Origin of the sequence: Sorangium sp. So ce145 (assembly GCF_051525985.1) — a bacterium.
Classification (GTDB): Bacteria; Myxococcota_A; Polyangia; order Polyangiales; family Polyangiaceae; genus Sorangium; species Sorangium cellulosum_B.
On record NZ_CP150315.1, the window covers coordinates 2,197,954 to 2,222,524 of the forward strand.

Sequence of the window (24,571 nt, forward strand, 5' to 3'; positions counted from 1 at the left end):
GCCACCGCCGAGAGCGTGACGTCTGCGACCAGGCCGCAACTGGCGTTGCAGATGGTGCAGCGGGCCCTGGAAGCAGGCATGCCTGCCGCCTAGTGCTCTGATACGATTCTGTTGAACCAATCGGACACGAAGATTCGTTCGGCGTCGCGAACGGTGAACGTCCAAGCGCTCTTGCGGCGAGCTCGGTCCGCAGCGGCGTTGATCGTTCCTAGATCGACGGCCGGACCGACGTCTTCGGCCTGGGCGCCACGATGTTTCGGCTGCTCTCCGGTCGCGCGATCCACGGCCACGTGGCCGATGCGCGCCTGCTCATCGCCGCGGCGACGGAGCGGGCGCCGTCGCTCGCGCAGTGCGCGCCGGACGTGCCCTCGGAGGTGTGCGACGTCGTGGATCGCGCCCTCGCGTTCCACAAGGTCGAGCGTTACCCCGACGCCGCGACGATGCGCGCCGACGTCCGCGCGGCGCGGGCGGACCGCCTGCCGCCGTACGTCGTGGCCGTCGAGGAAGGGCGGATCCCGGCGGGGCCCCGCTTTCTCGTCGCTGAGGGAGCCCACCTCGCGAAGGGCGCCCTGCGCGTCAGCGGCCGCGGGAGCAGCGGAGCCGGCCGTTGTCGTTCTCGATGTCTCCTCTGCACCTCCTCCAGTCCACCATCCGTGTATTGTGGAAGTTGCCCCTCCGATCCTCGCAGCGGGCGAACAGCGTGCCTCGCTCCGTCCGGACGTTCCTGCACGTCTGGAGATAGGAGCCGCGTGGCGGACGATCCCTGTCCTGGGCTTGCGCCACATCGCTGCTGGACAGCACGGCGGACAGCGAGAGCGCGCCGAGGATCAGCGCGCCGAGCGTATTCTTCATGGTTCCCCCCTGGCACATCGCCCCGCAGAGCGATGCAGTTGAGGGTTTTCTAGGGCGCGCGCTCCGGAGGCGCAATCCGGCTGGAACCGCGGCCTTGAGCCAGAGCCAGAGCGTTCGAGCCGCAGAGACACCGCGGTCGCAGAGGGGAGCGGAGAGCCGGAGGGCTGGTCTTTCTGTGCTCTCGAAGCCCTGATTCTCTGTGTCGCCATGGATCGAGCGCTCTGCGTCTTCCAGCGAATGTCGGCCTGCTCCTGCTCTGGCACGCGGGCGGCGCACGCAGATGCCGCGTCTATCGCGCTGGCATGTGATATGGCGAGATGGCTAGAGCGACAAACGGGTTGAAGTTGCCTGAAAGGCGCGGAATTTCGAACCGCCAAGACACCAAGAGCGCCAAGAAGAGAATTTTCTCTTGGCGTCCTTGGTGCCTTGGCGGTTTATTTCTCGCTTGATCAACGTGATCGCTATTCTAGAAGGGGCACGGAATGACGACATCGCGCAGATCCTGGTCGGAGCCTGGCCTCCGCGCGCAGCTCATGGCGCTCATGGACACGGTGTTCCCCGGTCTGGTGCAGGTCATCGAGCGGGCGCGCGCGCTCGGCGCCGCCTGGGAGGACGTGACCACGCCGTTCGTCGCCTCGGCGGACGGCGCGCCCGTGAGCCAGGTCAGCGTGCTGTGCCTCGCCATGGTGCTGGAAGGGAGACCGACGGACGTGGGCTGCATCCACGCGGTCTGCACGCACCCGGCGCACCGCCGGCAGGGGCATTTCGCGTCCGCCATGCGGGCGGCGCTCGTGTTCTGTGACGAGCGGTACCCGGCGGCGCTGCTCTGCACGGCGCAGCCGGAGCGCTACGAGCCGTTCGGCTTCCGGGTCATCGACGAGCACAAGGTGGTCGCCGGGGCCGCGCCGCGGCTCGACCGGCGGGCGATGCGGCCTTTCCGGCTCGCCGACGAGGAGGATCGTGCGATCTTCCGGCGGCTCGCGTCGCGCCGCGCGCCTGCCTCGACGAGGCTGGGGGTCACCGGTCCGGCCGCGGTGTTCGTGGTCAACGAGCTGGATCGGCCGCTGTTCTACGCCGAGGATCTCGATGCCGTCGTCTCCCTGGAGATCGCCGGCGACGTCCTGTGCCTTTACGACGTCGTGGCCGCGGAGCTGCCGCCGCTCGACGAGATCCTCCGCCGGCTGCCGGCGCCGGTGCGGCGCGTGGAGCTCTTCGCGTGCCCGGACGCGCTCGGCGTGGCGGGGACGGCGGAGCCGCACGTCTTCGTGGACGGGGACGACGCCGTAGGCGGCGCGGGGCGGTGCGGCTGATGGTGCGCGGGCCCTTTCCGGAAGGGCCGCTGATGCTGCCGCGGCCGTTCCGGTGCTGAGGAGCGCCGGCGGCGGCGCTCAGCGCAGGGCCTGCTGTGCGCTGGACGCCGCGAGCGCCTGACCGAGCCACCGCTCCAGGGTCGCGAGGTCGGCGCACGCCTCGATGTGCGCCGCATCCTCCGGGGTGAGCGCGAGCTGCCGGTGCGCGAGCACGCGGCGCAGGGCCGCGCGCGCCTCGTCGAGGCGACCCTCGAGGCGGCCTTCATGGCGGCCTTCGTCGACCAGACGCTGCTTCATCTTGGGATTGGCCGTGAGCAGGACTTCCAGGATGCGGTCCTGGCGCGCGTCGATCTCGGGATCGCCGGTCCTGGCGAACCGCCACAGGAGCTCCTCACGGGCCGTCGTCGACATGGGCAGGTACTTTAGCATGGACAGCACCCATTCAAGCGGCCGGCGCGGCGCCACCCAGCGGGCGAACTCGTCGAGCGGCTGCCCCGAACGGGCGACCAGGAACGGCACCAGCTCGTCGCACAGCGGGAGCTCGTTCGCCGCCACCCACACGAAGCAGCGCCCCAGCGGCTCCACCGCGTAGCAGCCAGGCGCGAAGCGAACGGGATGGCGCGCCTGCCTCAGCCACTCCGGTACGTGCGGCGCCGCCAGCCAGAGCGGCGTTTCACCCGGCCAGGACGGAGCCCGCTCCTCGACCCGCTGCACCTGCCTGGCCTGCCGCCGAAGCAGGGCCCGCTCCACGGCGGTCATGTCCAGATGGTCCCCCGCGAGCTTCAGCTCCAGCACGATCTCCTCGTACGCCTGCGCCGCCGGCCACGGGGGCGGCAGGTGCGCGAGGAGCCACGGGCGGTGAATCGCGAGCAGACCGTCGGTCTGCACCTTCTCCAGCCGTATCTCGGGTGGATCTCGCCACATCACGGCTCCTGCCGTGACCCGCTCTGTCTCTTCGGCAAACGTCCGCTTCGCGAACAGGTCCGGCTGACCCATCGTGTTGCGGGAGGTAGCAGACACGGAGCGCTGCAGCCAACGTCCTATGCAGGCGGCAATCGCACGGATCGCCGTCCGAGGACGATCCTCGCGATGCCGCCGCTCGAAGCACGATGAAAGGTGCAATTCTCGAACTAAAACCGAGCTGTCTCCGTAAAGCACCTGGCAGGTGCGTTGCAGCCGGTATCTCGCCGTCAATGGCCTCGCGGATCCGCTGAGAGCATGTTATGCACGAGGGCGTGCGCGTCTTCTTCACGATCGCGATGTCCGTCACGTCGGCTGCCGCCGGCTTGAGCAGCGCCGGTTGCGCGGACGAACACGTCCCCGCCTCAGGAAGCCAATCCGGCGGCGGCGGGGGTCTCGGCGGCAGCGGCCTCGGCGGCAACGGTCCCGACAGCGGCCCCGGCGGCAACGGCCCCGGTGGCGGGGGCCTCGGCGGCGGCGCGGAGGCGTCGTCCGCAGCCAGCAGCGCAGAGGTGTCCAGCTCGGCCGGCGCCGGGGGAGGGGAGGAGGGGCGGCTCGACAGGTTCGGGATAGCGATGCTGCGGCCCACGCTGCCTTCGGGCAAAACGTGGTTCTCGACCTGGGACAACGGCGTCGCGCGCACCTTTTCGGGGATCGACCCGGCCGATGCCTGGTTCGACGCCGACCACGGCGATGCGTCCTATGACACCGACGGCCAGGGCATTCTCAAGATCAGCGGCCGCGTCCCGCGGATGTACGTGCACGACCCCGCGCTCGCCGACTCGTGGCGCGACGTCGAGGTGACGATGTATTTCCTGCGGGCAGCCGACGACGGGACACCTTATGGCGGCCTCGTCGCCATGACGCGCACCAACCACGGCACGATCGGCGACGAGGACGTCAATAAATGCGACACGCGCGGGATCGCCGCCCGTATGCGCTACGACGGCAAGGTCGATTTCGAGAAGGAGACGAATCACCCCGCCTCCTCGGCCATCCTCGGCAAGACGTACTGGGAAGGCGGCATGCCGGAGCAGGTATGGATCGGGTACAAGCAGCTCGTCTACGACCTGCCGAACGGCGATGTGAAGCAGGAGCTCTGGATCGACGAGACCGACGGCGCGAGCGGAGGCACCTGGGTGAAGATCCACGAGCACGTCGACCAGGGGACCGACTTCGGCGTGGGAGGCGAGCCCTGTCGGCCGGGCATCGATCCCGCAATGAGGCTCACGCGGGCGCCGACACGGGAGGGCTCGGAGACCGGCAAGCCCAACATCAGCGTCTATTTCCGGAGCGACGGGGTAGGCCCCGACGGGCTCCTGTACAAGAAGGGCAGCGTCCGCGAAATCGTGCCCTGACGGCGCCCGCGCACGAACGCATGAGCGCACGAGCGCGCGATGGAGAGCGCGAGCGGCCGGTTCCTGCGGGAGCGCCGGGGTGGCTGGGATATGCTCGGCGGCGGATGTCCAGCTCGCCGCCGAATCCCTCCGGAACCCCGCTCGGGCAAGGCGCCCGCCTCGGTCCCTTCCGGCTCGTCCGGCAGCTCGGCAGCGGCGGGTTCGCGCCGGTCTGGCTCGCCGAGGAGATCTACGAAGGCAGGAAGCTCCGCGACGTCGCCATCAAGCTCTTCTTCGTACCCGAGCAGCTCGCGGGCTCCCCCGACGCGACGGCGGCGTGGCGAGACACGATTCTCGACGAGGCGCAGGCGCTCTGCCGGGTCGAGCACCCGAACGTTGTGCGGTTCTATTCGTTCCAGCGCGACGACGCCCTCGGCGTGGTCGGCCTCGTGATGGAGTACGTGGCCGGCACGAGCCTCGATGAGCTCGCGCGCGAGGCAGGCCGCCTCCCCGAGCGCGCCGTCCTCGAAGCGGCGTCCGCCGTCGCCTGGGCGCTCTCCGCGGTGCACACCGCCGGGCTCGTCCATCGGGACATCAAGCCCGCCAACGTCGTCCGCGGCTCGGGCGCCTACAAGCTGATCGATTTCGGGATCTCCGGGGGAAACGCGCGGAGCTGGGTCGAGCGGGGGCTCGCCGCCCCCGCCGGGGCGCCGCCCACCGTGGCGGTCGACGGATACTCCGGCACGGTGCTGGCCGAGGAGCCGGCGGGCGCGACCGTGACCTTGAGCGTGCCCGCGGTCGCCGGCGCCGTCCGGGAGCTGGGCTCCGTGCTCGCGGGCACACCCGGCTACATCGCTCCAGAGTGTGCCGTCGGCCAGTCTGCCACGCCCGCCAGCGATCTCTACGCGCTCGGCGCCCTGATCTTCCGCCTGAGGACCGGCAGCCTCCCCGCCGAGCTCGAGCAGCGCAGCGGGGAGACCGCGCACTGGCTCCTCGTGCCGCGGCGACCGGCTCCCCCGCTCGAGGCGCTCGTGCCCGATCCGACGACGGCGACCGGCCTCCTCTCTCGCCTCACGGCGACGCTGGTCGCCCTGGATCCTCAGAGCCGCCCCCGGCACGCCGATCAGGTCGCGCGCGAGCTCGATCGCATCCTCGCCGCGCTCGATCCCGAGCTCGCCCCGCCAGGGAGCAAGGAAGGGTCGCAGCCGCCACATCGCGGGTCCGACCTGTCCGCGCGGCCGCCGCCCGAGGATCGCCCCGCGCGGCCCTCGCCGGAGGATCGCCCCGCGCGGCCCCCGCCCGACGGCCGGCCGCCGCTCCTCGGGCGGCGAGCCGAGCTCGACGCGATCGCGCGCGCTGCGCAGGCCGCGCAGGAGGGCCGCGTGCGCGGGATCGTGGTGGGCGGCCACCAGGGGATCGGGCGCAGCCGGCTCCTCGACGCCGCGGTCGAGCGCACCGGATGGGACCTGCGCCACGTCGTCCGGCTCCGGTGCCTGCCCGAGCGACGGAGCCCGTTCCATCCGCTGCGCCGCGCCGCCGAGGAGCTCGGCGAAAGCGACCTCCCCGAGCTCCGCGCGCTCCCCGCGGCGCTGGAGCGGGCGCTGTCTCCGGCGCTGCTCCCCTCCGCGGACGAGGTCGCGCACACGGTCGAGGCCATCGAGGACGCGCTGCTGCGGGCGAGCGCCCGCGAGCCGCTGCTGCTCCTCGTCGACGATCTGCAGTGGGCCGACGCGGCGACGCTGGAGCTGATCAAGCTGCTCCTGCGGCGCGCCGCCGCGGAGGGGCAGGGCCGGCTGCTCGTGGTGGCGGCCGCGCGCAGCGAGCCGAGCCGGCCGGCGCCCCTGCGCGCCCTGCTGGGCGAGGTGCGGGCGCGGGTGTGTCCCGGGGTGACCTACCTCGGCCTCGCGCCGCTCGACCCCGAGGCCGCCGCCGAGCTCGCGCAGGCGGTGGGCCGCGGCCTGCATCCAGAGGGCACGCAGGGCGGGGCCGCGGCGCTCGTTGTCCCGCTCGCCCCGCTCGCGCCCGCGCTGGAGCGGGCCGTGGTCGCGACGTCCGGAGGCGTGCCCTTCTACATCGTGCACGCGCTCATGGCGTGGCACGAGAGCGGCGCCCTGGCGCTCCGCGACGGGACCCTCTGCGCCGCGGACGACCGGGCCCTGCGAGGGGAGGTCCCCGGCGTGGCCGATCTGCTCGAGGCCCGGGTGGCCTCGTTCGCCGCCGACAGCGCCGCCGAGCGCAGCGCCCTGCGGACCCTCGCCGCGGTGGCGCTCTGCGGCGGCGGGCTCGGCGTCGACGTGCTCCTGCGCGTCGTGGGGGACGACGAGCGCGCCGAGGCGGCGCTCGAGGCGCTCGGCGGGGCGGGCGTGCTGACGGCCGCCGGCGACGCGCAGGAGTACAGCTTCCCGCAGGAGATGCTGCGGCAGGCGGCGCTCCACCTGACGCAGCGGCGGCCGTGGTTCCAGCGGCTGCACCGGGCGCTGCTCGACGCGCTCGCGGAGGGCGCGCAGGGGCGCGTGGACGCGGGGCTGCTCGGCGCGGGCTACGAGCGGCTCGGCGCGGTGGCCGAGGCGCGCCGCTGGCTCGGCCGCGCGATGGCCGAGGCGGCCGCCGCAGGGCTCTTCGAGGAGGCGGCGGCGTTCGCGGATCGGCTGGCCGCGCTCGCGGCGGATCCCGAGGCGCGCGCCGGCCTCGAGATCGACGCGGTCCGGGCGCTCATCCAGGGGCGGAAGCTCGAGGAGGCGAGCCGGCGGCTCGCGCGCCTCCCGGAGCACGCCGTCGTGGCGCGCGGCGGGCCGCTCGACGTGCGCCGGCGCATCCACCGGCTCGAGGTGGCGCGCGGGCTCAGCGAGGCGGGGGCCGACGATCCGGGGCTGCTCGCCGACGCGGACGCGCTCGGCGAGGCCGCGCTCCGCTGCGAGGCGCGGATGGCGCTCGCGGGGGTCGCCGCCGGGGATCGCGCGATGGAGCTCGCGGGCGAGGCGGTGGAGCTCGCGGCGGGCGCGGGCCCCGCGGCCGAGCTCGCGGCCCGCGTGCTCCGGTGCGAGCTGAACTACGCGCAGAACCGCCGCGATCACGAGCTGCTGGAGCGCGATCTCCAGCGCGCGCTCGCCATCGCGGCGCCGCTGGCCTCGGCGTGGCACAGGGTCCACATCGGGGGCGATCTCGCGGTGCTCGAGGCCGAGCTCGGGCGGACCGGCGTGGCGATCGACCGGCTGCGCAGGCTCGTCGCCGAGGCCGAGCAGCAGGGGATGCGGGGCCAGCTCCGGCTGCTCCTCCAGAACCTCTCGGCCTTCCTGATGCGCGAGGGGCGCGCCGCCGAGGCGGCGGAGGTCGCGCGGCGGACCGCGGAGCTCGCGGCGCAGGACGGGGACCCCGCGCTCCGCGCGGCGGCGCTCTCGCTCCTTTCGGCGGCGCTCACGCGGGCGGGCCGGCCCGCCGCCGCGCTGGAGAGCGCGGATCAGGCCGAGCAGCTCCAGCGGGCGCGGGGGGACCGATACCACGCGCTGACGCTGCTCCGGCGCGCCGAGATCCAATGGGAGCTGGAGCGGGTGGGGGACGCCCTGGAGGACGCGGTGGAGGCCCGGCGCGTGGCCGAGGAGCACGGCGACGACAGCATCGCCGCCGGCGCGCGCCTCTGGGCGGCGCTGCGCCGCGCGCAGCTCGGCAAGCTCGAGGCGGAGCGCCGGCGGCTCGTCGGGGAGGTGCGCGCGTCGAGCCCGCGCGTGATCGGCCTATTGCGGGGCCTCCTGCCGGAGATGGCGGCGTGGCTCGACGAGGGGTGATCGCATCGCCGGCTCGGGCGCCACGGGCGGATCGAGAAGGCGCGTGACGACGCAATGGCAGACGAGAAAGCGCCGGAGCGCGAGCACAACCAGGGCGCGAGAGCAGACGGAGAACGAAGCTCCGGCGCCGCCCGCCGCGTCGCTGCTTTCGCCGCCGCGCTCCCCCGATTGACTCTCCACGATGACCTCCATAGCGTCTCCAGCATGGATTTCCCGCTGGCCAATCTGTTCTTCGTGCCTTCCGAGGATGCGACGGCGTTCGGCCGGCGTCTCCGTGCTGCCGCCCAGCAAGCGCCGATCGTCTTCGATACCGCGTTCGGGATGCCGATCCTGCTGCGCAAGTCTCACATCACCACCGCATATCGCGACACAGCGACCTTCTCGACACGCATGTTTCAGGCCGGCATCTTGAACGGCGGTCTCGCTGCTATGCAGGGAGACGAGCACGCCAGGATGCGGCGCGTCTACAACATGTTCTTCCTCCCCCGCGCCGTCTCGCAGTACGAGGAGAGATTCGTCCGGCCGATCAGCGAGCAGGTCGTCGATCGGCTCGCGGGCAAGCCCCGCGTCGATCTGCTGGAGGACTTCGCGATGGAGCTGCCGCGGCGGGTGATCGGCGAGCTGTTCGGCTTCCCGGCGGAGAAGCTCCACGAGACCGACGAGCGCGTCCGGGCGATGCTCCGCGGCCTCGTCCGCATGCACGACCCCGCCGCCGTGGCCGAGAGCCAGAGGGCCTACGGGGAGACGCTCGGGTTGATCACGGAGGTCGTCGAGCGCGAGAGCAGAGACACCAGCGACACGTTGCTCGGCGAGATCCTCCGCACCCTGAAGGCAGAGCACATGGACACGATCGAGGCCAGCCGGCAGATCGTGCTGAGCCTGATACTCGGCGGCTATGAGACGACCAGCTGGCTGGTCGCCAACACCATCCATGCCCTGCTCGCGCACCCGGACACGCTGGCGCGGGTCCGGCAAGATCCTTCGCTGCTGCCCGCCGCGATCGAGGAGGGGATGCGCTGGTGCCCGAGCTCCTTTGGCGTGCTGCGAATGGTCGAGCGTGACGTCCGGCTCGACGATCAGGCGCTGAGCGCGGGAACGGTCGTCTGCCTCGCAGGCATCGCCGGCAACTATGATGAGACCGCCTATCCCTCGCCCGAGGTCTATGACATCGATCGCAAGCCGCTGCCCGCAGCGAACGTATTTGGCGGCGGCGCCCACTTTTGCGTCGGCGCGCCGCTCGCGCGCATGGAGGCGCGGGTAGGCCTCCAGGCGCTGCTCGCGCGCTTCCCGGGCCTCCGCGCGGTCCCCGACGAGCGGCCGACCTTCATGTATGGCGCGAAGGACTCCGTCGCGCACGGGCCGGACAAGCTGCCTGTGCTCCTGCACTGAACCCGGCCTGGAGCCGATCGAACGACCCTGCACGGGCTCCTCGCGCGCACGCGGCGCAAGCAGGCGTCGCCCGCACCTTCGTCGCGCGCTGCCTCCGAGGTCGCCGGGCGACACGCGAGGACGTCAACGACCTCGAGGAGCGGCTGCCTTCCTCGAGGCGCTGCACCAGCTACCTGAGCACGAGGGCGAGGTGAGCATTGCCCACGATATCTTCGAGATGTCGATCGAGGACGTGGCCGAGCAGCAAGACGCGCCGGTCCCTATGTCTCAGGAAGGTTGTCGCCTCCTCGACCTGGCAGTTACCGCTCGCTCACGCCAGCGCGTCGGCGCGCTCACCACGAGAAGCGCAACGTGACCTCATCCGCGTCTGGCGCGTCGAACGACCAGCCCATCTGGGTTGCGTCGACCTGCTTGCCGATCACCTGCTCCAGCGCGCGGCCGGCGAAACCGACGCACAGCGGTCCGAGGTGCTCGAACCCTGCGACCTCGGTCACGAGCAGCGTCGCCTCGTTCCGCTCGATCTGCGAGCAATCCACCCGCAGCGTCCCGCCGACCATATCCTGCGCCCAGAAGTCGGGGAACTTCCGGAGGAAGAGCCGAGCGTTCATCACCCTGAGAAGCAGCTTCATCAAGGTGTTCGCTTCCTTCTCGAAGACCGTCCGGCCGCACCTCACGACGTCCAGGTAGCTCTGCGATGGCTCGTTGTGGACCTGGACGATGCCGCGCAGCACCTCGACGTAATAGGCGCGAGGGTACCACGCCGTGCTGGACATGGTGGCCAGCGCCCTCCTGAGCTCCTGAGAGAGCCCGTGACGAACCCGGCGGACCCCAGCCTCGTCACACAGCACGTCCGAGTAGGCTGCTGCATTGAGAATCAGAGAGCCCCGGGTCATCGGTTCTTGCATACATGCGCTCTCGTGGAAGATATCGCTGACACAGCAGAAGAAGAGAGCGACGGGTCGCCTCCGTCAAGGCGGCTCGAGCGCGTAGGTAAAGGAAGCCGGATCGCAGCGCGAGGAAGTGTGGCGCGGCACACCGAAGTGGCGGGCCTCGCCGAGCGCGGAGAAAGTCCTCGGCAAGATCGAGGCGGAGCGCCGGCGGCTCGTCGGGGAGGTGCGCGCGTCGAGCCCGCGCGTCATCGGCCTGTTGCGAGGCCTCCTGCCGGAGATGGCGGCGTGGCTCGACGGGGGGTGATCACTTCACGGCTTGGGGGCCGTCGTGCCCGGGTTGTAGTGCACGATGATGCCGCGGTCCTGATTGCACTTCTGGGCCTTCTCGTCCCACACGCAGCCCTCCGGGCACGGCTGCACGCTCGGATCTCCCGTGGGGCAGATCTCGGCCTCACCTTCCTTGGCGGCGGGCTGCTCGGGCGCCTGCGCGCCTCCGCAGGCAGAGAGCACCCAGGTCAGGACGGGGAGCACCAGAACGATCGCCGATCGACGCATGCAGACCTCCACGAGCCCGCGATGGGTGGGCTCCGGCGTCGACGTCTACCAATTCCCAGCCCTGCGGGGCCAGCGCTTCCGCGCGGCCAGGACGAGCGCCGCGGCGAGCGCGGCGAGCGCAGGCGGAGCGCTCGGGCCGCCCTCGCCGGCCGCGCAGGCGCACCCGCGCGGGCTTGCTGCCACGCGCGCGAAGGACGGCGCGACCTGCCTGCCGTCGAGCGCGGCGCCCTCGCCGGAGGTGATGAAGCCGGCCCACGCGTGCGGGTGCGGGCGCTCGCGCCGGATCTGGAGCTGCGCCGACCGCAGCGCCTCGCTGCGCCCTCCGCCGCGCGCGAGCGCCGCGTAGTACGACGTCATGAGATCCCGCGTCGCCATGTCGCCGACCTTCCACAGGCTCATCACCTGCGTCTCCGCCCCGGCGAGCAGCAGCGCGCGGCGGAGCCCGTAGACCCCGTCGCCGCGCGGCACCTCGCCGAGGCCGGTCTCGCAGGCCGAGAGCACGACGAGCTGGGTCCCGTGGAGGTCCAGCGAGGAGATCTCGAGCGCGGTCAGGATGCCGTCGTCCTCGTCCGAGCTGCTCCGCCGCGCGTTGGCCCCGGCCAGCGCCAGGCCCGAGCGCAGGAGCGGGTTCTCGCGAAAGGCGCGGCCCTCGATCTCGGCGCCGCGGGTGTTCCCCGGATCGGCCGGAGAGCCCTGGTCCGGGAGGAAGAAGCCGTGCGTCGCGATGTGCAGCACGCGCGGCCGCTGCGCCCGCTTGAGGGCCTCCTCGGTGGCCGACGGGCCGGTCAGGACCGTCGCGCTGGCCAGCGCGCTCCGCACCGCCTCCGCCTCGCGCTCCGTGCCCGGCAGGGGCGGGAAGCGCGCCCCGGCGAGCTCGGCGGAGCGCAGCCCGCGCGTGGCGCCGTCGTCCGGCGCGAGCTCCGAGAGGCTGCCGAACGCGGGATCGGCGATGACCAGCACGCCTCCACGCGGCGCTCCGGCTCGCGGCGCCACGGTGCCCGCGGCGCGCAGCAGATCCCGCCCGCTGGTCAGGTAGGTGAACGAGGCGCGCTCGATGAGATAGCCGCCCTCCTCGTCGACGAGCGCGGCGAACGGGACGAGGTTCAGCGCGCCGTCGGGGCTGAGGAGGACCCAGCGCGCGGCGCCGAGGGCGCCCCGGATCGGCTGCATCACGAGCGCGTCGAGGCGGCGCGCGCGCTCCCGGGGGTCTCGCTCCGGGTTCGAGAGATCCCGCGAGAGCTCCGCGGCCGCCGCGTCGATGGCGGCGGCGTCCCCGAGATCCACCCCCGTGACGTCCCCGCGCCGCCCGACGACATAGGCCGCGTAGCGAGGCTTGCCCCACGTGGGCCTCACCGGCGGCCCGAACGCGTCGTGGGGCCGGTACTGGACGATCTCGACGAGCGCCGCCCCGTCCGGGATCGCCGCCTGCACACCCTCGACGGTGATCGGCGGGTCCTTCGCGTCCGCCGGGCGCGCGGCGCGCGTCCGCGCGGCGAGCTGGAACTCGAGCCGCTGGTGCTCGGCCTCGAGCTGCTGCACCTCGCGCTGGTGCTCCTCGGCGGGGATGTCGATCGGGCCGCGCGTGATCGCGGTGGACAGCTTCGCGTCGAGCTGCGTGAGGGCGTCGAGCAGCGCCCGGCCCTCGGCGTCGAGGCTCCGCCGCAGCGACGCGAAGCTCTCGGCGATGGCGTCGAGCGCCAGCCCCTTGCGCCGGAGGATCGACCGCAGGGCGAGCCGCGCCGCGGCCTGGTCGCGCGGGGCACCCTGGAGGTGCAGCGAGAGGGTCGCGTCGGTGTCGCGCTGGACGAGGCCCATGTAGAGGCGCTTCTGCCGCTCGGAGCCCCTCGCCAGGTTGGCCCGGGCGCTCCGGTCCTGGAGGCCGGCGGCCCGCTCGCGCGTCCGCACGGCGACGGCGGTCCGGCCCTGCGCGACGTACAGGTTCGCGAGGTGCCCCAGCGCGCGGACGATGGCCGGGTGATCCGGCGCGAAGAGCCGCTCGCGGATCACCAGCGCCTGGAGGAGCAGCGCCTCCGCGCCGGGATCGCCTTTGCGGGTGAAGAGCACGCCGAGCTCCTCCATCAGATCGGCGCGCACCGCGCTCTGCGCCGGGAGCGCGGGCTCGAGCCACGGGCGCAGGTCGAGGAGGCGCCGCTCGGCCTCCTCGACCTGCCCGCGCCGCAAGCTGAGCTGCGCGGCGCGCAGATCCGGGAGCGCGTAGACCCACGGCGCGCCGTCGCCGGCCTTGCGGAGGAACGAGCGCATCGTGTCGAGCATCTCCGCGAAGGAGCGCAGCGCGCGCTGCTCCAGGTACAGCCGCGCGAGCGAGTCGAAGGCATAGAACTCGCTCCAGCCCTGGAGGAGCGGCAGGGCCCGCTTCAGGAGCTCCTCGGCGCTCTGGAGGTCCCCGAGTTCCAGGTAGACGTTGGCGAGCTGGGCATGGAGCATCCCTTCGGCGTTGAAGGAGGGCTGCTCGCGCGTCAGCTCCCGCACCAGCAGCGCCTCGGCGCGCGCGTGGTCGCCGTAGGCGATGTAGAAATCCGCGAGTCCTCTATCGGACTCGGAGGTCGCTTCCAGCAGCGCAAAGTACCTGTCGGCGAGGGCGGCGGCCTCGGCCAGATCGTCTCTCTCGACGGCCGCTCTCCAGCGCTCGTGGGCCGCGGCGACGTCCTCGCTCGCCGGCTCGGCGGGGCTCGGCTGCGCCGCGATCGGCGCGGGCCGGGCCGCCGAGACGAGCGCCGCCGCGGCGAGCGAGAGGAGCCGCCTGCGGCGGCGTGCGCCGCGCGACGTCGGCGACCCGGGCGAGGCGCGTTCTACCGAGCGGCGGGGGCGAGGATCGACGTCGCGGTCGGCGCGCTCGGGGCGGCGGGGTGGCATCGCGCAGCAGCGTAATCTGCCCCTGCGCGCCTCGTCGACCGTTCGGCTAGGCTCGCCGCCCTCGTCGCCCATGCTCCGCTCTCGACTGATGATCCTCGCCGCCGCGGTCCTCTGGTCCACCGGAGGGGCGGCCATCAAGCTGATCTCCCTCGACGGGTGGCAGGTCGCCTCGGCCCGCGCGTTCATCGCGGCGCTCGCGCTGGGCCTGGCCATGCCGGCCGCGCGCCGCCTCCCCTCGTGGCGCACGCTCGGCGTCGCGGCGATCTACGCCGCCGTCATGGTGCTGTTCGTGCAAGCCACCAAGCTGACGACGGCGGCGAACGCGATCTTCCTGCAGTCCACCTCGCCCGTGTACGTCCTCTTGCTCAGCCCCTGGCTGCTGGGCGAGCGGCCCTCGCGCGGCGAGATGATCGCGGCTCCCATCTTCATCGTGGGCCTCGCGCTCTTCTTTCTGGACCAGCTCTCGGCGGGGCAGCTCCTCGGCAACGCCCTGGCGCTCCTCTCCGGGCTCGCGTTCGCGCTGTGCATCATGAGGTTCCGCGCCGCTCCGGACGACAACCCCGCGGTGCTCGTCTGGGGCAACGTCCTCGCGTGGCTCGGCGCGCTGCCGATGGCCCTGGGCGGCGCGGCCCGCCCGGGGCTCGTCGACCTCGGGCTCCTCGTGTTCCTCGGCGCGGTGCAGATCGGCGTGGCGACCGCCCTGTTCAGCCGCGGCATGCGCCACACGCCGGCCGTGGAGGCCTCGCTGCTGGTGCTCCTGGAGCCGGTGCTCAACCCCGTCTGGGCGCTCCTCCTCGTCGGGGAGCGCCCCGGGATCTGGTCGACCGTGGGCGGCGCCGTCCTCCTCGGCGCCACCGCCTGGCGGGTCCTGCTGGCGGCGCGCGCCACGCCGCAGCAAGCGCCGGCGCCGAGCAGAGGAGGATGAACGCCGACGCGTGAACGCCGACGGGAGGGAGGAGGCTCGAGCCTGGCTGGATCAGGCCCGCCGCGGAGCGCGGCGAGCCGCTGGGACGGCGTCGCGGCCGCCTCGCGCGGCCGCGGCGCGCCTCACTTCGCTTCGACCTTCACGTTGGCGTTCGCCTTGAAGCTCGCCTTCCCGCCCGCTCCGCCGCCGTCGTCGTCCGCGGGCACGGTCGCCTTCAGCTCGAACGACGGCGGGGTGTTGGGATCGCACTCCGGCGGCGGCCCGAACCCGTCGGCGTTGAACTTCCACGACAGCGACCCCGAGGCCGAGGGATCCTTCCGGATCGCCTTGATCTCCACCTCGTGCTCCCCCGCGCGCGCCGGCGTGCAGTACGAGAGCAGGTAGAAGCGCTTCATGTGCGCCTCGATCTTCGCCGCGATCTTGTCGAACGACTCCTTGACCTTCGCCTGGTCCGCCGCGAGCTCCGTCCCGTCGCGCCCGATCTCGTCGAGCCGCGCCTTCTCGATCTCGGCGCCGACGCCGACGACGAAGATCTGGTAGTTCTCGTACTCTTCCTTCTTGAGCTCGTTCAGCATGTCCTCGCGGCTCACGCGGTTCGCGCGATCGGTGCCGTCCGAGAAGACGACGAGCGTGCCGAACTTGAGGGGACGACGGTCCTTGTCGAGCTGCTTCTTGAGCTCCCGGATGCCCTCCACCACGCCGCCGTGGAGGTTCGTCGACGTGTCCTTCGGCTTGTAGCTCCGGAGCCCCTCGAGCCCACCCTGGACCGAGCCCTGCGCCTCGGTGAACGGCACCACCGAGTGGATTTTTACCTCTCCGTCGAACGCGTAAACGCCGACCTTCTGGCTCTTGCCCACCCGATCGCTGAACGACTGCGCGGCGTCGACGAGGGCGTCGGCCTGACCCGACTCGGTGATGCTGCCGCTCATGTCGACGAGCAGCATCGTGTACATGACCGCCGCGACCTCGGGGTTCTGGATGGTCTGCTTGCTCTCGAACTTCGAGACGAGGTCGCCGTCCTCGTAGATCTCGAAGTCCTCGGCCGTGAGGCCGCCCACCGGCTCGTCCTCGCCGGCATCGACGCTGAAGAACACCCAGACGTTGTTCGGCTTCTTCTGGGCGGAGTTGATCCGGGTCACGCGCAGCCCGCCGCCGCACGCCACGCTCGACAGAGCGAACAGGGCAGCGAGCAGGATCCGGAACGCTGGAGAACAAAGGAGGATTTTCACGCGCGCGATTAGCGCGCATCGGACGCCGCGATGTCAATTCGATGCCGCAGGCGGCCCTCCCCGCGGCCGCGCCGGCGGGCGGGCACGGCCGCACGGCCGCGCCGGCGGGGAGGGCGGCGCCCCACCCGAGGCGCTGCCCGCGCGGCCGCCTCGCCGATCGTGCAGGGAGGCGCTCGCGCTGGTTTACTCCGGGAGGGAGACCGCCGTACATAGGCCCGCGCGCCTCGAAGACCCCGCGCGTCGCCCCCGGGCGCTCAGCGAGTTGGTCTCCCCGGGCCGATTTCCGTTACCCTGTCGCCGCATGGCACGCATCCTGATCGTCGAGGACTCGCCGGCAATGCGAGCGTACATCCGCTCGACGCTGGAGGACCGCGTGCTGGGGCTCGCGGGCGACGTCGACATCGTGGAGGCCGTCAACGGCTTCGACGCGCTCCGGCTCCTGCCGCGCGGCGCGTTCGACCTCGTGATCACCGACATCAACATGCCCGACATCAACGGGCTCGAGGTGATCCGCTTCGTCCGGCAGAGCGACCGCTACCGGCACGTCGCGATCCTCATCATCTCCACGCAGGCGACCGAGCGCGACATCCAGCGCGGGCTCCGCCTCGGCGCCGACCGCTTCCTCCCGAAGCCGTTCACGCCGGAGGCCCTGCGCGACGCGGTGGTCGCGAGCCTCGAGGCGCGGGCCGAGGCGCCGCAGGCCGGCGCCTCCCCGTCCGCTGACGGCGCCGCCGGCGCCGACGATCGCGCTTCCGCTGCCTTCCCGCGCGCGGAGGAGCCCGCGGCTCGCACCAAGCAGCCCGGCTCCGGCGAGGGAGGCGGCGGCTGATGGTCGAGAGCGGCGATCGGGCGCGCGAAGAGTTCTTCTCGGAAGCGCAGGAGATCGTCGAGGGGCTCGGGCGCGACCTCCTCGCGCTCGACGAGGCGGTGCGGACCAACAAGGTCGACCCCGACGTCATCAACGACGTCTTCCGCGCCGTGCACACCCTGAAGGGGCTCGCCGGGCTCTTCGGCGCGACCCGGATGGCCACCCTCTCGCACGAGCTCGAGGAGCTGCTCGACAACCTCCGCCTCGGGCGCATCGAGGTCAGCGCGTCGGTCCTCGACCTCCTGTTCCGCAGCGTCGAGCTCTACGGGCGCATCCTCCAGAACGAGAAGGACGGGCGCGACGCGCCGATGCCCGAGGTCGACGACCTCCTGCGCCAGCTGCACCAGGACGCGGGCCCGAGCGCGGCCGGCCTCCCCGACGACAACTACGATCTCGATCCGGGGCTGCTCTCCGTGCTCACCGAGTACGAGGAGCACCGGCTGCGCACGAACATCGCGAGCGGGATGACCCTGTTCCGGCTCCGCGTGCAGTTCCACCTCGCCACGATCGATCAGGCCCTCGACGACCTGAAGATCACCGCGAAGCCGTACGGCGAGATCATCACCTACCTGCCGACCGGCGCGGGCGCGGATCAGGACTCGATCGAGCTCGACATCCTGATGGCCTCGCGCGCGCCGCTCGAGGAGCTCCAGCGCGCGCTGCACCAGGCCGGCGCCGCCGTCGAGGAGATCCCCCGGCGCAACAACAACGGCCACGGCCGGGTCGCCCCGCCGGGCATGCCGTCGATGTCCGCGGCGCTCCGGGGCGGCGCGCCGACCGGCGTATCGCGGGCCGTCGACCTGACCGGCTCGATGTCGGCGGCGAGCCCGCCGTCGAGCGCGCGCGGCAACCGCAAGGGGGAGCTCAGCTCGATCCGCTCCGTCGCGCAGACGGTGCGGGTCGACATCCACAAGCTCGATCGGCTGATGAACATCGTCGGCGAGCTCGCCCTCGTCCGCTCCGCGCTCGGCCGCCTCGTCGAGCGGCTCCGCGCGGCGCCCACCGAGCGCGAGCTCTCCCTCGACCTCCACAGGCTCCAGCGCACGTTCGACCGGCACCTCGCCCAGATGCAGGCGGGCATCCTCGAGGTCCGGATGGTCCCGCTCGGGCAGGTCTTCGACAAGCTCGCGCGCGTCGTCCGCCAGATCAGCCGCGACGCCGACAAGCTCGTGAACCTCGTCATCACGGGCGCCGAGACCGAGGTCGACAAGCTCATCGTCGAGGAGCTCAGCGACCCGCTCATGCACATGATGCGCAACGCCATCGACCACGGCATCGAGTCGAAGAGCATGCGCGAGGCGGTGGGCAAGCCGGCGGTCGGCACGATCGCGCTGAACGCCTTCCAGAAGGGCAACCACGTCGTCATCGAGATCGAGGACGACGGCAAGGGCATCGACGTCGACAAGCTGCTCGACGCCGCCCTGCGCCGCGGCGTCATGACCCCGGAGGACGCGCGGACGACGAGCTACCGCGAGGTGCTGAACCTCATCTTCCAGCCGGGTATCTCGACCAAGACCGACGTCAGCGAGCTCTCGGGGCGCGGCGTCGGGATGGACGTCGTGAAGACGAACATCAGCAAGCTCGGCGGCGTCATCGACGTGCACAGCGAGCCCGGCATCGGCACCAAGATGACGGTCACGCTGCCGATCACGCTCGCGATCATCAGCGCGCTCATCGTCCGGGTCGCCGACCGGCTGTTCGCGATCCCGCTGACCAACGTGCAGGAGGCGGTCGCGCTCGACGAGGCCACGGTGCGCCAGATCGACGGCCGCGAGATGATCACGCTGCGCAACAGCACGCTCCAGCTCTGCTACCTGGCGCGGCTCTTCGGCCTGAACGAGGAGGAGGAGCTCAGCGCGCGCATCGCCGGCCTGCTCGGCGGCGCGCGCGGCGGCTCGGCGGCGCGCGCCGCGGTCGGCGGCGGGCGCCGGGGCGACGGCGGCCGCGCGACGCTCGGGCTCCAGGGGGGCAGCAAGCGCAAGTACATCGTCGTCGCGTCGGTCGGCGCGCGCAGGCTGGGCCTCGTCGTGAGCACGCTCATCGGGCAGCAGGACGTCGTGATCAAGGCGCTCGGCCCGTCGCTCTCCTCGGTGCGCGGCTTCTCCGGCGCCACCGAGCTCGGCGACCAGCGCATCGCGCTCGTCCTCGACGCCCCCGCGCTCATCGAGGAGATCCTCCACGGCGGGGACCGGCAGCGCAGCGATCCGCGGAGCACCCATGGCTAACCTCACCCGAAGGCCCGCCCGGATACCGGTCTCGAAGCGGAACTCGCGCGCGCAGGCGAGCGGCCCGCGGACCGAGTACCTCGCGTTCACGCTCGCGGGCGACACCTACGCCGCGCCCGTCTCGCTCGTGCGCGAGATCCTGAAGCCGCCCCCGCTCACCCCGGTGCCGCGCGCGCCGGACTCGACGATGGGCATCGTCAGCGTGCGCGGGCAGCTCGTCACCGTCATCGATCTCCGGCGGCGGATGCGGCTGCACGAGAGCGCGGCGCAGCGGCGGGCGCGCATCCTGCTCGTCGACGCGGCGAACGGCGAGACGCTCGGCCTCTTCGTCGACGAGGTCCAGCAGGTCTACCGGCTCGCCGACGCCGAGATCGAGCACGCCGCGACGGCGCTCGGGGGGGACGTGGCGGGCTACATCGCCGGCATCGCCCGGCCCATGCACGGGGCGAGCGCGTCGGATGGCACCCAGGGCGAGGCGCAGCCGCGCGTCATCATCCTGCTCGACCTGCAGGCCATACTCGCGTCCTAACGGACGATTCGTCCGCGCCCGGGCGGCTCGTAGAGCCCGGGCGCTCGGAGGCTCAGATGCCGTTGACTGGAGAGCGCAGCCGTCCCGACCCGCAGAAGAGCCTCGTCGGCTTTGTGGTCGGCGACGTCCACTACGCGATCGACATCACGCGGGTCCGCGAAATCGTGAATCCGCTCGAGGTGACCACGCTGCCGCACACGCCCCCCGAGGTCGCCGGCGTCGCGAACCACCGCGGCGAGGTGGTGCCGGTCATCGAGCTCCGCGTGCGCTTCGGGCTGCCTCCGGTCGATCCGACCCGCAGCACCAAGTGGATCCTCGTCGACGTGGGGACGCATACGGTGGGGCTCGTGGTCGACGCGGTGACGGAGGTCTTCGGGACGAGCGGCGATTACCGGCCGACGCCGCCGGTGGGCGGCAGCAGCGATCTGCGCGGCATCACGGGGGTGACGACCCACGACGAGCGGATGATCTTCGTGCTCGACGTCGGGCGCTTCATCGAGCTCGCCCTCGCGCTCGCCGCGTCGGGCGCCCTCCTGGAGGCCCCGTGAGCCGCGCGTTCGACGATCCGGGTCCGTTCGAGGGCCCGCGCGCGGGCGACGCGGGCTCCTGGCCGGCCGAGCCCGAGTCCATCTCGCCCAGCGTGCGGAGCACGCCGATGCCGATCGCGGTCATCGCCGCGGCGCTCTCCGCGGACGACGCCGAGGAGCGCCGCCAGGCGGCCGCGCGGCTCGGCAGGGCCGACGTCGTCGAGGCGTTGCCGCTGCTGCTCCGCGCGCTCGGCGATCCCGACTGGCGCGTCCGCAAGGAGGCGACCTACGCCTGCCACCGGCTGATCCAGGCCGCGCCCGCCTCCGCGCCGGCGCAGGCCGCCGAGGGGGAGCGGCCGGCCTCACCCGGCGCCGGCGTGGAGCGCGAGCGGCCGTCCGCCCCGCAGCTCCTCGTCGCGGCGCTCCTCGACGCGCTTCAGAAGAGCGAGGACGTCGGCCTCAGGAACGCGGCGATCGAGGTGCTCGGCTACTGCGGCCGCGACGCCACGCCGGCGCTCGTCGACGCGCTCGGCGCGCTCGCGGGGGACGAGCGCAAGCTCGTCGTCGACGCGCTCGGCCGCACGCGCGACCCGGCGGCGCTCGATCCGCTCTACGCGGCGCTCGCCGAGCAGGACGACAACCTGCGGCAGAGCGCGATCGAGGCGATCGCCGGGATGGGGCTCATCGCGCGCGAGCGGGTGACGGACATCCTGTACGAGCGGCTCTCCGATCGGGATCGTTTCGTGCGGCTGACCGCGCTGAACGGGCTGAACGGGCTCGAGGCGCCGGTGCCGTGGCGGGTGCTCTCGTCGCTCATCGACGACCCGATCCTCCGGCCGGCGGCGCTGGTCGCCGCGGCGCTCGCGGAGAGCCCGGAGGCGCCGCGGGCGCTCTGCGCGGCGCTCGCGACGGCGCGGGGCGGCGCGTTCGCGCAGCTCGTCCGGGCGCTCGCGCGGCTCGCCGAGGGGCCGCTCGCGTCGCACGCGGTGGACGCGCTCCGGGCGGCGCCGCCCGAGGTGGGCGCGCGCCTCGTGCAGGCCGCCTCCGCCGCGCCGGGCTCGGTGGGCGCGGAGCCCCCGTCGTGGCGCGGCCTCGGCGCGGATCCGGTGAGCGGGCGCGCCCAGGCGCTCTTGCTCGCGGCGATGGCGCGCGCCCCGGGCGCGGCCGACGCCGCGGTGCAGGCCATGATCGAGCCCGCGCTCGTCGAGACGGCGCAGCGCGCGCTGGGGCTGCTCGGCGCGGAGGCGCTGCCCTCGGTGCTCTCCTACCTCGAGCGCCACATCGATCCCGACCCGGATCTCTGGGAGGGCGTCGACGACGCGACGGCCGCGCTCCTCGACGGCGCCGTGGCGATCGCGGAGCAGGGCGGGCGCGAGGGCGCGCTCTCGGGCGAGCGGCCCGCGATCGACGCGACGCTCACCGAGCTGCTCGGCGCGGTGCGGCGGTCGGTCCGGAGCCCCTCGACGCTCGTGGCGACCAGCGCGCTCTACGGGCTCGCGAAGATCGGGGCGGCGGTCGACTTCCCGCTCATCGTGTCGCAGACGCGCGCGATCTCGCTGCCGGTCGCGCGCGCGGCGGAGAGCGCGCTCGCGGGGCTCACGGAGCGCTACCCCGAGACGGCGCGCGAGCTCGCGCGCGGGCTCGCGCTGACGGAGGAGACCCACCTCGCGGCGGCGATCGTGATCGAGGCGCTCGGCGACGCGGAGCCGGAGGAGATCGCGTTCCTCACGAGCGCCGCGTCGGCGGGGGACGTGCGCGCGCGCCGCGCGGCCGTGACCGCGATCGCGGCGGCGGCGGGCGTCTCTGCGCTCGACGTGCTGAGCCTCTCCCTGGCCGACGAGGAGCGCGAGGTCCGGCTCGCCGCGGCGCGCGCGCTGGGCCGCCTGTACGCGTCGCTCACGGACCGAGCGAGCGACGAGCGGGCGCGCGCGCGCGAGCTGCTCGGGCTGGTGCGCGCGTCGGGGGAGCCCGATCTCATCGCGGCCGCGGCGCAGGGGGGCGCGCCGTTCCGCTCGGATCCCCCCTGGAGCGACGCCGCGGAGCGGCTGAGCGCGCCCGTGGCGATCGACGGCGGTGAGGCCCCGGCGTCCCCCTCGGGGATGACCGGCGGGCCGCCGTCGGGGAAGGTGCTGTGAACCGGCGGCGGGACGACGAGATCCGCCTCTTGCCTGACGAGTTCCAGAGGCTGCGTGACCTGTTCAACAAGCACTGCGGGCTCCAGTTCGGGCCCGAGGCGCGCACGTCGATGGAGCGCCGGCTGCGCGAGCGGGTGGTCGAGCTCGGGCTCTCGTCGTTCGCGCAGTATTACGAGTACCTGCGCTTCCACAGCCGCGGGCGCGCCGAGCTCGACGAGGCGCTCGAGCTCATCACCGTCAACGAGACGTATTTCTTCCGCGAGGACTACCAGCTGCGCGCGCTCATGACCGAGCTCGTGCCCATGATCGTCAAGGCGGGGGGCGCCAGGGGCCGGCTGTCCATCTGGAGCGCGGGCTGCTCGACGGGCGAGGAGGTCTACTCGATCGCGATCGCCGCGCGGGAGTCGGGCGCCGCGGAGCGCCGCGAGGTCCGCATCTTCGGCAGCGACATCTCCCGCCGCTGCGTGATCGCGGCGCGCAGGGGGGTGTACGGCGCCTCGTCGTTCCGGGCGACGCCGCCCGAGCTCAAGCGGCGCTACTTCGTGGAGCGCCCGGACGGGTTCCACGTGGCGGACGAGCTGCGGACGCTCTGCCAGTTCGGCCACCTGAACCTGCTCGACTCGTCGCGCGCGGCGGTGGTCGGGCGCGTGGACGTCATCTTTTGCCGCAACGTCCTCATCTACCTGGACGAGGAGTCGCGGCGCCGCGTGATCGACATCTTCTACGAGCGCCTCTCGTCCGGCGGGTTCCTCCTGCTGGGCCACTCCGAGTCGCTCCTGAACGTCACGACCGCGTTCGAGCTCGTGCACCTTCGGGAGGATCTCGTGTACCGCAAGCCGGCGGCCACGCTGCGTCTGGGGATCCCGGAGATCTCGCCCGATCGGGGCGGCCCGGAACGGGGCGGCGGGGAGGAGGGCGGATGAGGCGCCGACGAAGTCGAGGCTGCGCAGGCGACGGTTGGTCCCATGGCGCTCCGGGTGGGGTAGAATGAACCTCCGGCGGAAGGTTTTGCGCTCATGACATTCGCTCCCCTGCGCGTGCTCGTCGTCGACGACTCCGCGTACAACCGGCGCAACATCGCCGAGATCTTGAGCGGAAGCGACGAGATCGAGGTCGTGGGCAAGGCCGGTGACGGCGACGACGCGCTCCGTCAAGCCGCGCAGCTCCGGCCGGACGCGATCACGCTGGATCTCGAGATGCCGCGCATGGACGGCTTCACCTTCCTCCGCATCCTGATGGCGAGGCAGCCGACGCCCGTCATCATCGTCTCGAGCTACAGCCACAAGGAGAACGTCTTCAAGGCGCTCGAGCTGGGCGCCGTCGACTTCGTGGCCAAGCCGGACCGGCAGTTCACGGCGGACGCGCAGATCCGGCGGGAGATCATCCAGAAGGTCCTGCTGGTGCGCTACCTCCGCCCCCGCTCTCCGATGCCTGCCGCGCCGGCCCCGGCGCGGCCGGCGCAGCCTGCGTCGCCGCGCGCGGTGCAGGAGTCGTCGCGGCTCGGCGTCTCGCTGCGCCACCTCGTGGCGGTCGGCTCGTCGACGGGCGGGCCCACGGCGCTCCTCGAGATCTTCAACCGGATCCCGGATCGTTTCCCCGGCGCGATCTTCATCGCGCAGCACATGCCGGACAAGTTCACCCGGACGTTCGCGGAGCGGCTCGATCGGAAGGGCGGCCTCCGGGTGGTCGAGGCGCAGAACGGCGAGCAGGTGGTGGCCCGGAAGGCCTATGTGTGCCCGGGTAGGATGTGCATGGAGATCGCGGTGACGCCGGGCAGCGGGGTCGGGTTGAGCGGCGACATCCGGATCCGGGTGGGGGCGCCGGCGCCTGGGGATCGGTACGTTCCGAGCGCGGATCGGCTGCTCCGGAGCGTGGCGCAGGTGGGCGGCAGCCGCGCGGTGGGCATCATCCTGACGGGGATGGGCGACGACGGGGTGAACGGCGCGCGGGCGGTCCGCGCGGCCGGGGGCACGGTGGTGGCCGAGAGCGAGGACTCGGCGGTGGTCTACGGCATGCCCGGGGCTGCGGTGCGGGCCGGGGTCGTGAACGAGAGCCTGCCCTTCACGGCGATCGGCGATTTCATCGCGCTGCTCTCCTAGCGGCGGTCACCCGCTTCGGATACGGGCCCATCTCGACGTTTTCGGTGCTCAGCGCACTGGAGTGCGCTTCCGCGCCGAAAACGCC

At 72.7% G+C, this 24,571-nt stretch carries 20 protein-coding genes; 13 read left to right on the plus strand and 7 right to left on the minus strand.

Annotation, left to right across the window (positions count from 1 at the left end):
• Nucleotides 1-89 precede the first annotated feature (89 nt).
• Both WMF34_RS08355 and WMF34_RS08360 read right to left on the minus strand, forming a co-directional pair.
• Entirely contained in the window at nucleotides 90-554 is a 465-nt protein-coding gene (locus WMF34_RS08355; protein WP_437992953.1) for a hypothetical protein, read from the minus strand.
• Between the two features lie 22 nt (nucleotides 555-576).
• Nucleotides 577-852 (minus strand): hypothetical protein, encoded by a 276-nt coding sequence (locus WMF34_RS08360; RefSeq protein WP_437992954.1) that lies wholly within the window; start codon nucleotides 850-852, stop codon nucleotides 577-579.
• Between the two features lie 482 nt (nucleotides 853-1,334).
• Here WMF34_RS08360 and WMF34_RS08365 point away from each other — a divergent pair, with 482 nt between their 5' ends.
• On the plus strand, nucleotides 1,335-2,162 hold the full coding sequence (locus WMF34_RS08365; RefSeq protein WP_437992955.1) for a GNAT family N-acetyltransferase: 828 nt from the start codon (nucleotides 1,335-1,337) through the stop codon (nucleotides 2,160-2,162).
• 78 nt (nucleotides 2,163-2,240) lie between these two features.
• Here WMF34_RS08365 and WMF34_RS08370 read toward each other — a convergent pair whose 3' ends face one another.
• Nucleotides 2,241-3,320 carry a hypothetical protein gene (locus WMF34_RS08370; protein ID WP_437992956.1) on the minus strand — a complete coding sequence of 360 codons (1,080 nt, stop codon included), beginning with the start codon at nucleotides 3,318-3,320 and terminating at the stop codon, nucleotides 2,241-2,243.
• Nucleotides 3,321-3,385: 65 nt separating this feature from the next.
• On the opposite strand from WMF34_RS08370, the gene WMF34_RS08375 reads away from it, so the two are divergent.
• The 3 genes from WMF34_RS08375 to WMF34_RS08385 all read left to right on the plus strand — a co-directional run bounded on the left by WMF34_RS08375 (nucleotide 3,386) and on the right by WMF34_RS08385 (nucleotide 9,630).
• Nucleotides 3,386-4,480, plus strand: coding sequence for a hypothetical protein (locus tag WMF34_RS08375; protein WP_437992957.1), 1,095 nt, complete (start codon nucleotides 3,386-3,388; stop codon nucleotides 4,478-4,480).
• A gap of 104 nt (nucleotides 4,481-4,584) precedes the next feature.
• On the plus strand, nucleotides 4,585-8,241 hold the full coding sequence (locus WMF34_RS08380) for a protein kinase domain-containing protein (protein ID WP_437992958.1): 3,657 nt from the start codon (nucleotides 4,585-4,587) through the stop codon (nucleotides 8,239-8,241).
• A gap of 204 nt (nucleotides 8,242-8,445) precedes the next feature.
• Nucleotides 8,446-9,630 (plus strand): cytochrome P450, encoded by a 1,185-nt coding sequence (locus WMF34_RS08385; RefSeq protein WP_437992959.1) that lies wholly within the window; start codon nucleotides 8,446-8,448, stop codon nucleotides 9,628-9,630.
• A gap of 332 nt (nucleotides 9,631-9,962) precedes the next feature.
• On the opposite strand, the gene WMF34_RS08390 is transcribed toward WMF34_RS08385, so the two are convergent.
• Nucleotides 9,963-10,403: a hypothetical protein gene (locus WMF34_RS08390; protein ID WP_437992960.1), complete on the minus strand. Its 441-nt coding sequence runs from the start codon at nucleotides 10,401-10,403 to the stop codon at nucleotides 9,963-9,965.
• Between the two features lie 247 nt (nucleotides 10,404-10,650).
• Between WMF34_RS08390 and WMF34_RS08395 the strand changes: the two genes are divergently transcribed.
• The gene (locus WMF34_RS08395) at nucleotides 10,651-10,824 is read left to right on the plus strand and encodes a hypothetical protein (protein WP_437992961.1); all 174 of its coding nucleotides are present in this window, start codon (nucleotides 10,651-10,653) and stop codon (nucleotides 10,822-10,824) included.
• Nucleotides 10,825-10,829: 5 nt separating this feature from the next.
• On the opposite strand, the gene WMF34_RS08400 is transcribed toward WMF34_RS08395, so the two are convergent.
• On the minus strand, nucleotides 10,830-11,075 hold the full coding sequence (locus WMF34_RS08400; protein WP_437992962.1) for a hypothetical protein: 246 nt from the start codon (nucleotides 11,073-11,075) through the stop codon (nucleotides 10,830-10,832).
• Nucleotides 11,076-11,120: 45 nt separating this feature from the next.
• Nucleotides 11,121-13,949, minus strand: a complete 2,829-nt coding sequence (locus tag WMF34_RS08405; protein ID WP_437992963.1) for a CHAT domain-containing protein — start codon at nucleotides 13,947-13,949, stop codon at nucleotides 11,121-11,123.
• A 70-nt stretch (nucleotides 13,950-14,019) separates the two neighbouring features.
• Here WMF34_RS08405 and WMF34_RS08410 point away from each other — a divergent pair, with 70 nt between their 5' ends.
• Nucleotides 14,020-14,874: a DMT family transporter gene (locus WMF34_RS08410; protein ID WP_437992964.1), complete on the plus strand. Its 855-nt coding sequence runs from the start codon at nucleotides 14,020-14,022 to the stop codon at nucleotides 14,872-14,874.
• Between the two features lie 122 nt (nucleotides 14,875-14,996).
• Here the strand turns inward: WMF34_RS08410 and WMF34_RS08415 are convergent, their stop codons facing one another.
• Nucleotides 14,997-16,103, minus strand: coding sequence for a VWA domain-containing protein (locus WMF34_RS08415; RefSeq protein ID WP_012234227.1), 1,107 nt, complete (start codon nucleotides 16,101-16,103; stop codon nucleotides 14,997-14,999).
• Between the two features lie 301 nt (nucleotides 16,104-16,404).
• On the opposite strand from WMF34_RS08415, the gene WMF34_RS08420 reads away from it, so the two are divergent.
• The 7 genes from WMF34_RS08420 to cheB all read left to right on the plus strand — a co-directional run bounded on the left by WMF34_RS08420 (nucleotide 16,405) and on the right by cheB (nucleotide 24,486).
• Nucleotides 16,405-16,932 carry a response regulator gene (locus WMF34_RS08420; RefSeq protein ID WP_437992965.1) on the plus strand — a complete coding sequence of 176 codons (528 nt, stop codon included), beginning with the start codon at nucleotides 16,405-16,407 and terminating at the stop codon, nucleotides 16,930-16,932.
• Nucleotides 16,932-19,196, plus strand: a complete 2,265-nt coding sequence (locus tag WMF34_RS08425) for a chemotaxis protein CheA (RefSeq protein ID WP_012234229.1) — start codon at nucleotides 16,932-16,934, stop codon at nucleotides 19,194-19,196. Before WMF34_RS08420 ends, WMF34_RS08425 begins: the two co-directional genes overlap by 1 nt.
• On the plus strand, nucleotides 19,189-19,725 hold the full coding sequence (locus WMF34_RS08430; RefSeq protein ID WP_012234230.1) for a chemotaxis protein CheW: 537 nt from the start codon (nucleotides 19,189-19,191) through the stop codon (nucleotides 19,723-19,725). Before WMF34_RS08425 ends, WMF34_RS08430 begins: the two co-directional genes overlap by 8 nt.
• A gap of 56 nt (nucleotides 19,726-19,781) precedes the next feature.
• Nucleotides 19,782-20,273: a chemotaxis protein CheW gene (locus WMF34_RS08435; RefSeq protein WP_012234231.1), complete on the plus strand. Its 492-nt coding sequence runs from the start codon at nucleotides 19,782-19,784 to the stop codon at nucleotides 20,271-20,273.
• Nucleotides 20,270-22,387 (plus strand): HEAT repeat domain-containing protein, encoded by a 2,118-nt coding sequence (locus tag WMF34_RS08440; protein WP_437992966.1) that lies wholly within the window; start codon nucleotides 20,270-20,272, stop codon nucleotides 22,385-22,387. The genes WMF34_RS08435 and WMF34_RS08440 overlap by 4 nt, the downstream gene beginning before the upstream one ends.
• Nucleotides 22,384-23,310, plus strand: coding sequence for a CheR family methyltransferase (locus WMF34_RS08445; protein WP_012234233.1), 927 nt, complete (start codon nucleotides 22,384-22,386; stop codon nucleotides 23,308-23,310). The genes WMF34_RS08440 and WMF34_RS08445 overlap by 4 nt, the downstream gene beginning before the upstream one ends.
• A 93-nt stretch (nucleotides 23,311-23,403) precedes the next feature.
• The gene (gene cheB / locus WMF34_RS08450; protein ID WP_437992967.1) at nucleotides 23,404-24,486 is read left to right on the plus strand and encodes a chemotaxis-specific protein-glutamate methyltransferase CheB; all 1,083 of its coding nucleotides are present in this window, start codon (nucleotides 23,404-23,406) and stop codon (nucleotides 24,484-24,486) included.
• Nucleotides 24,487-24,571: the final 85 nt, after the last annotated feature.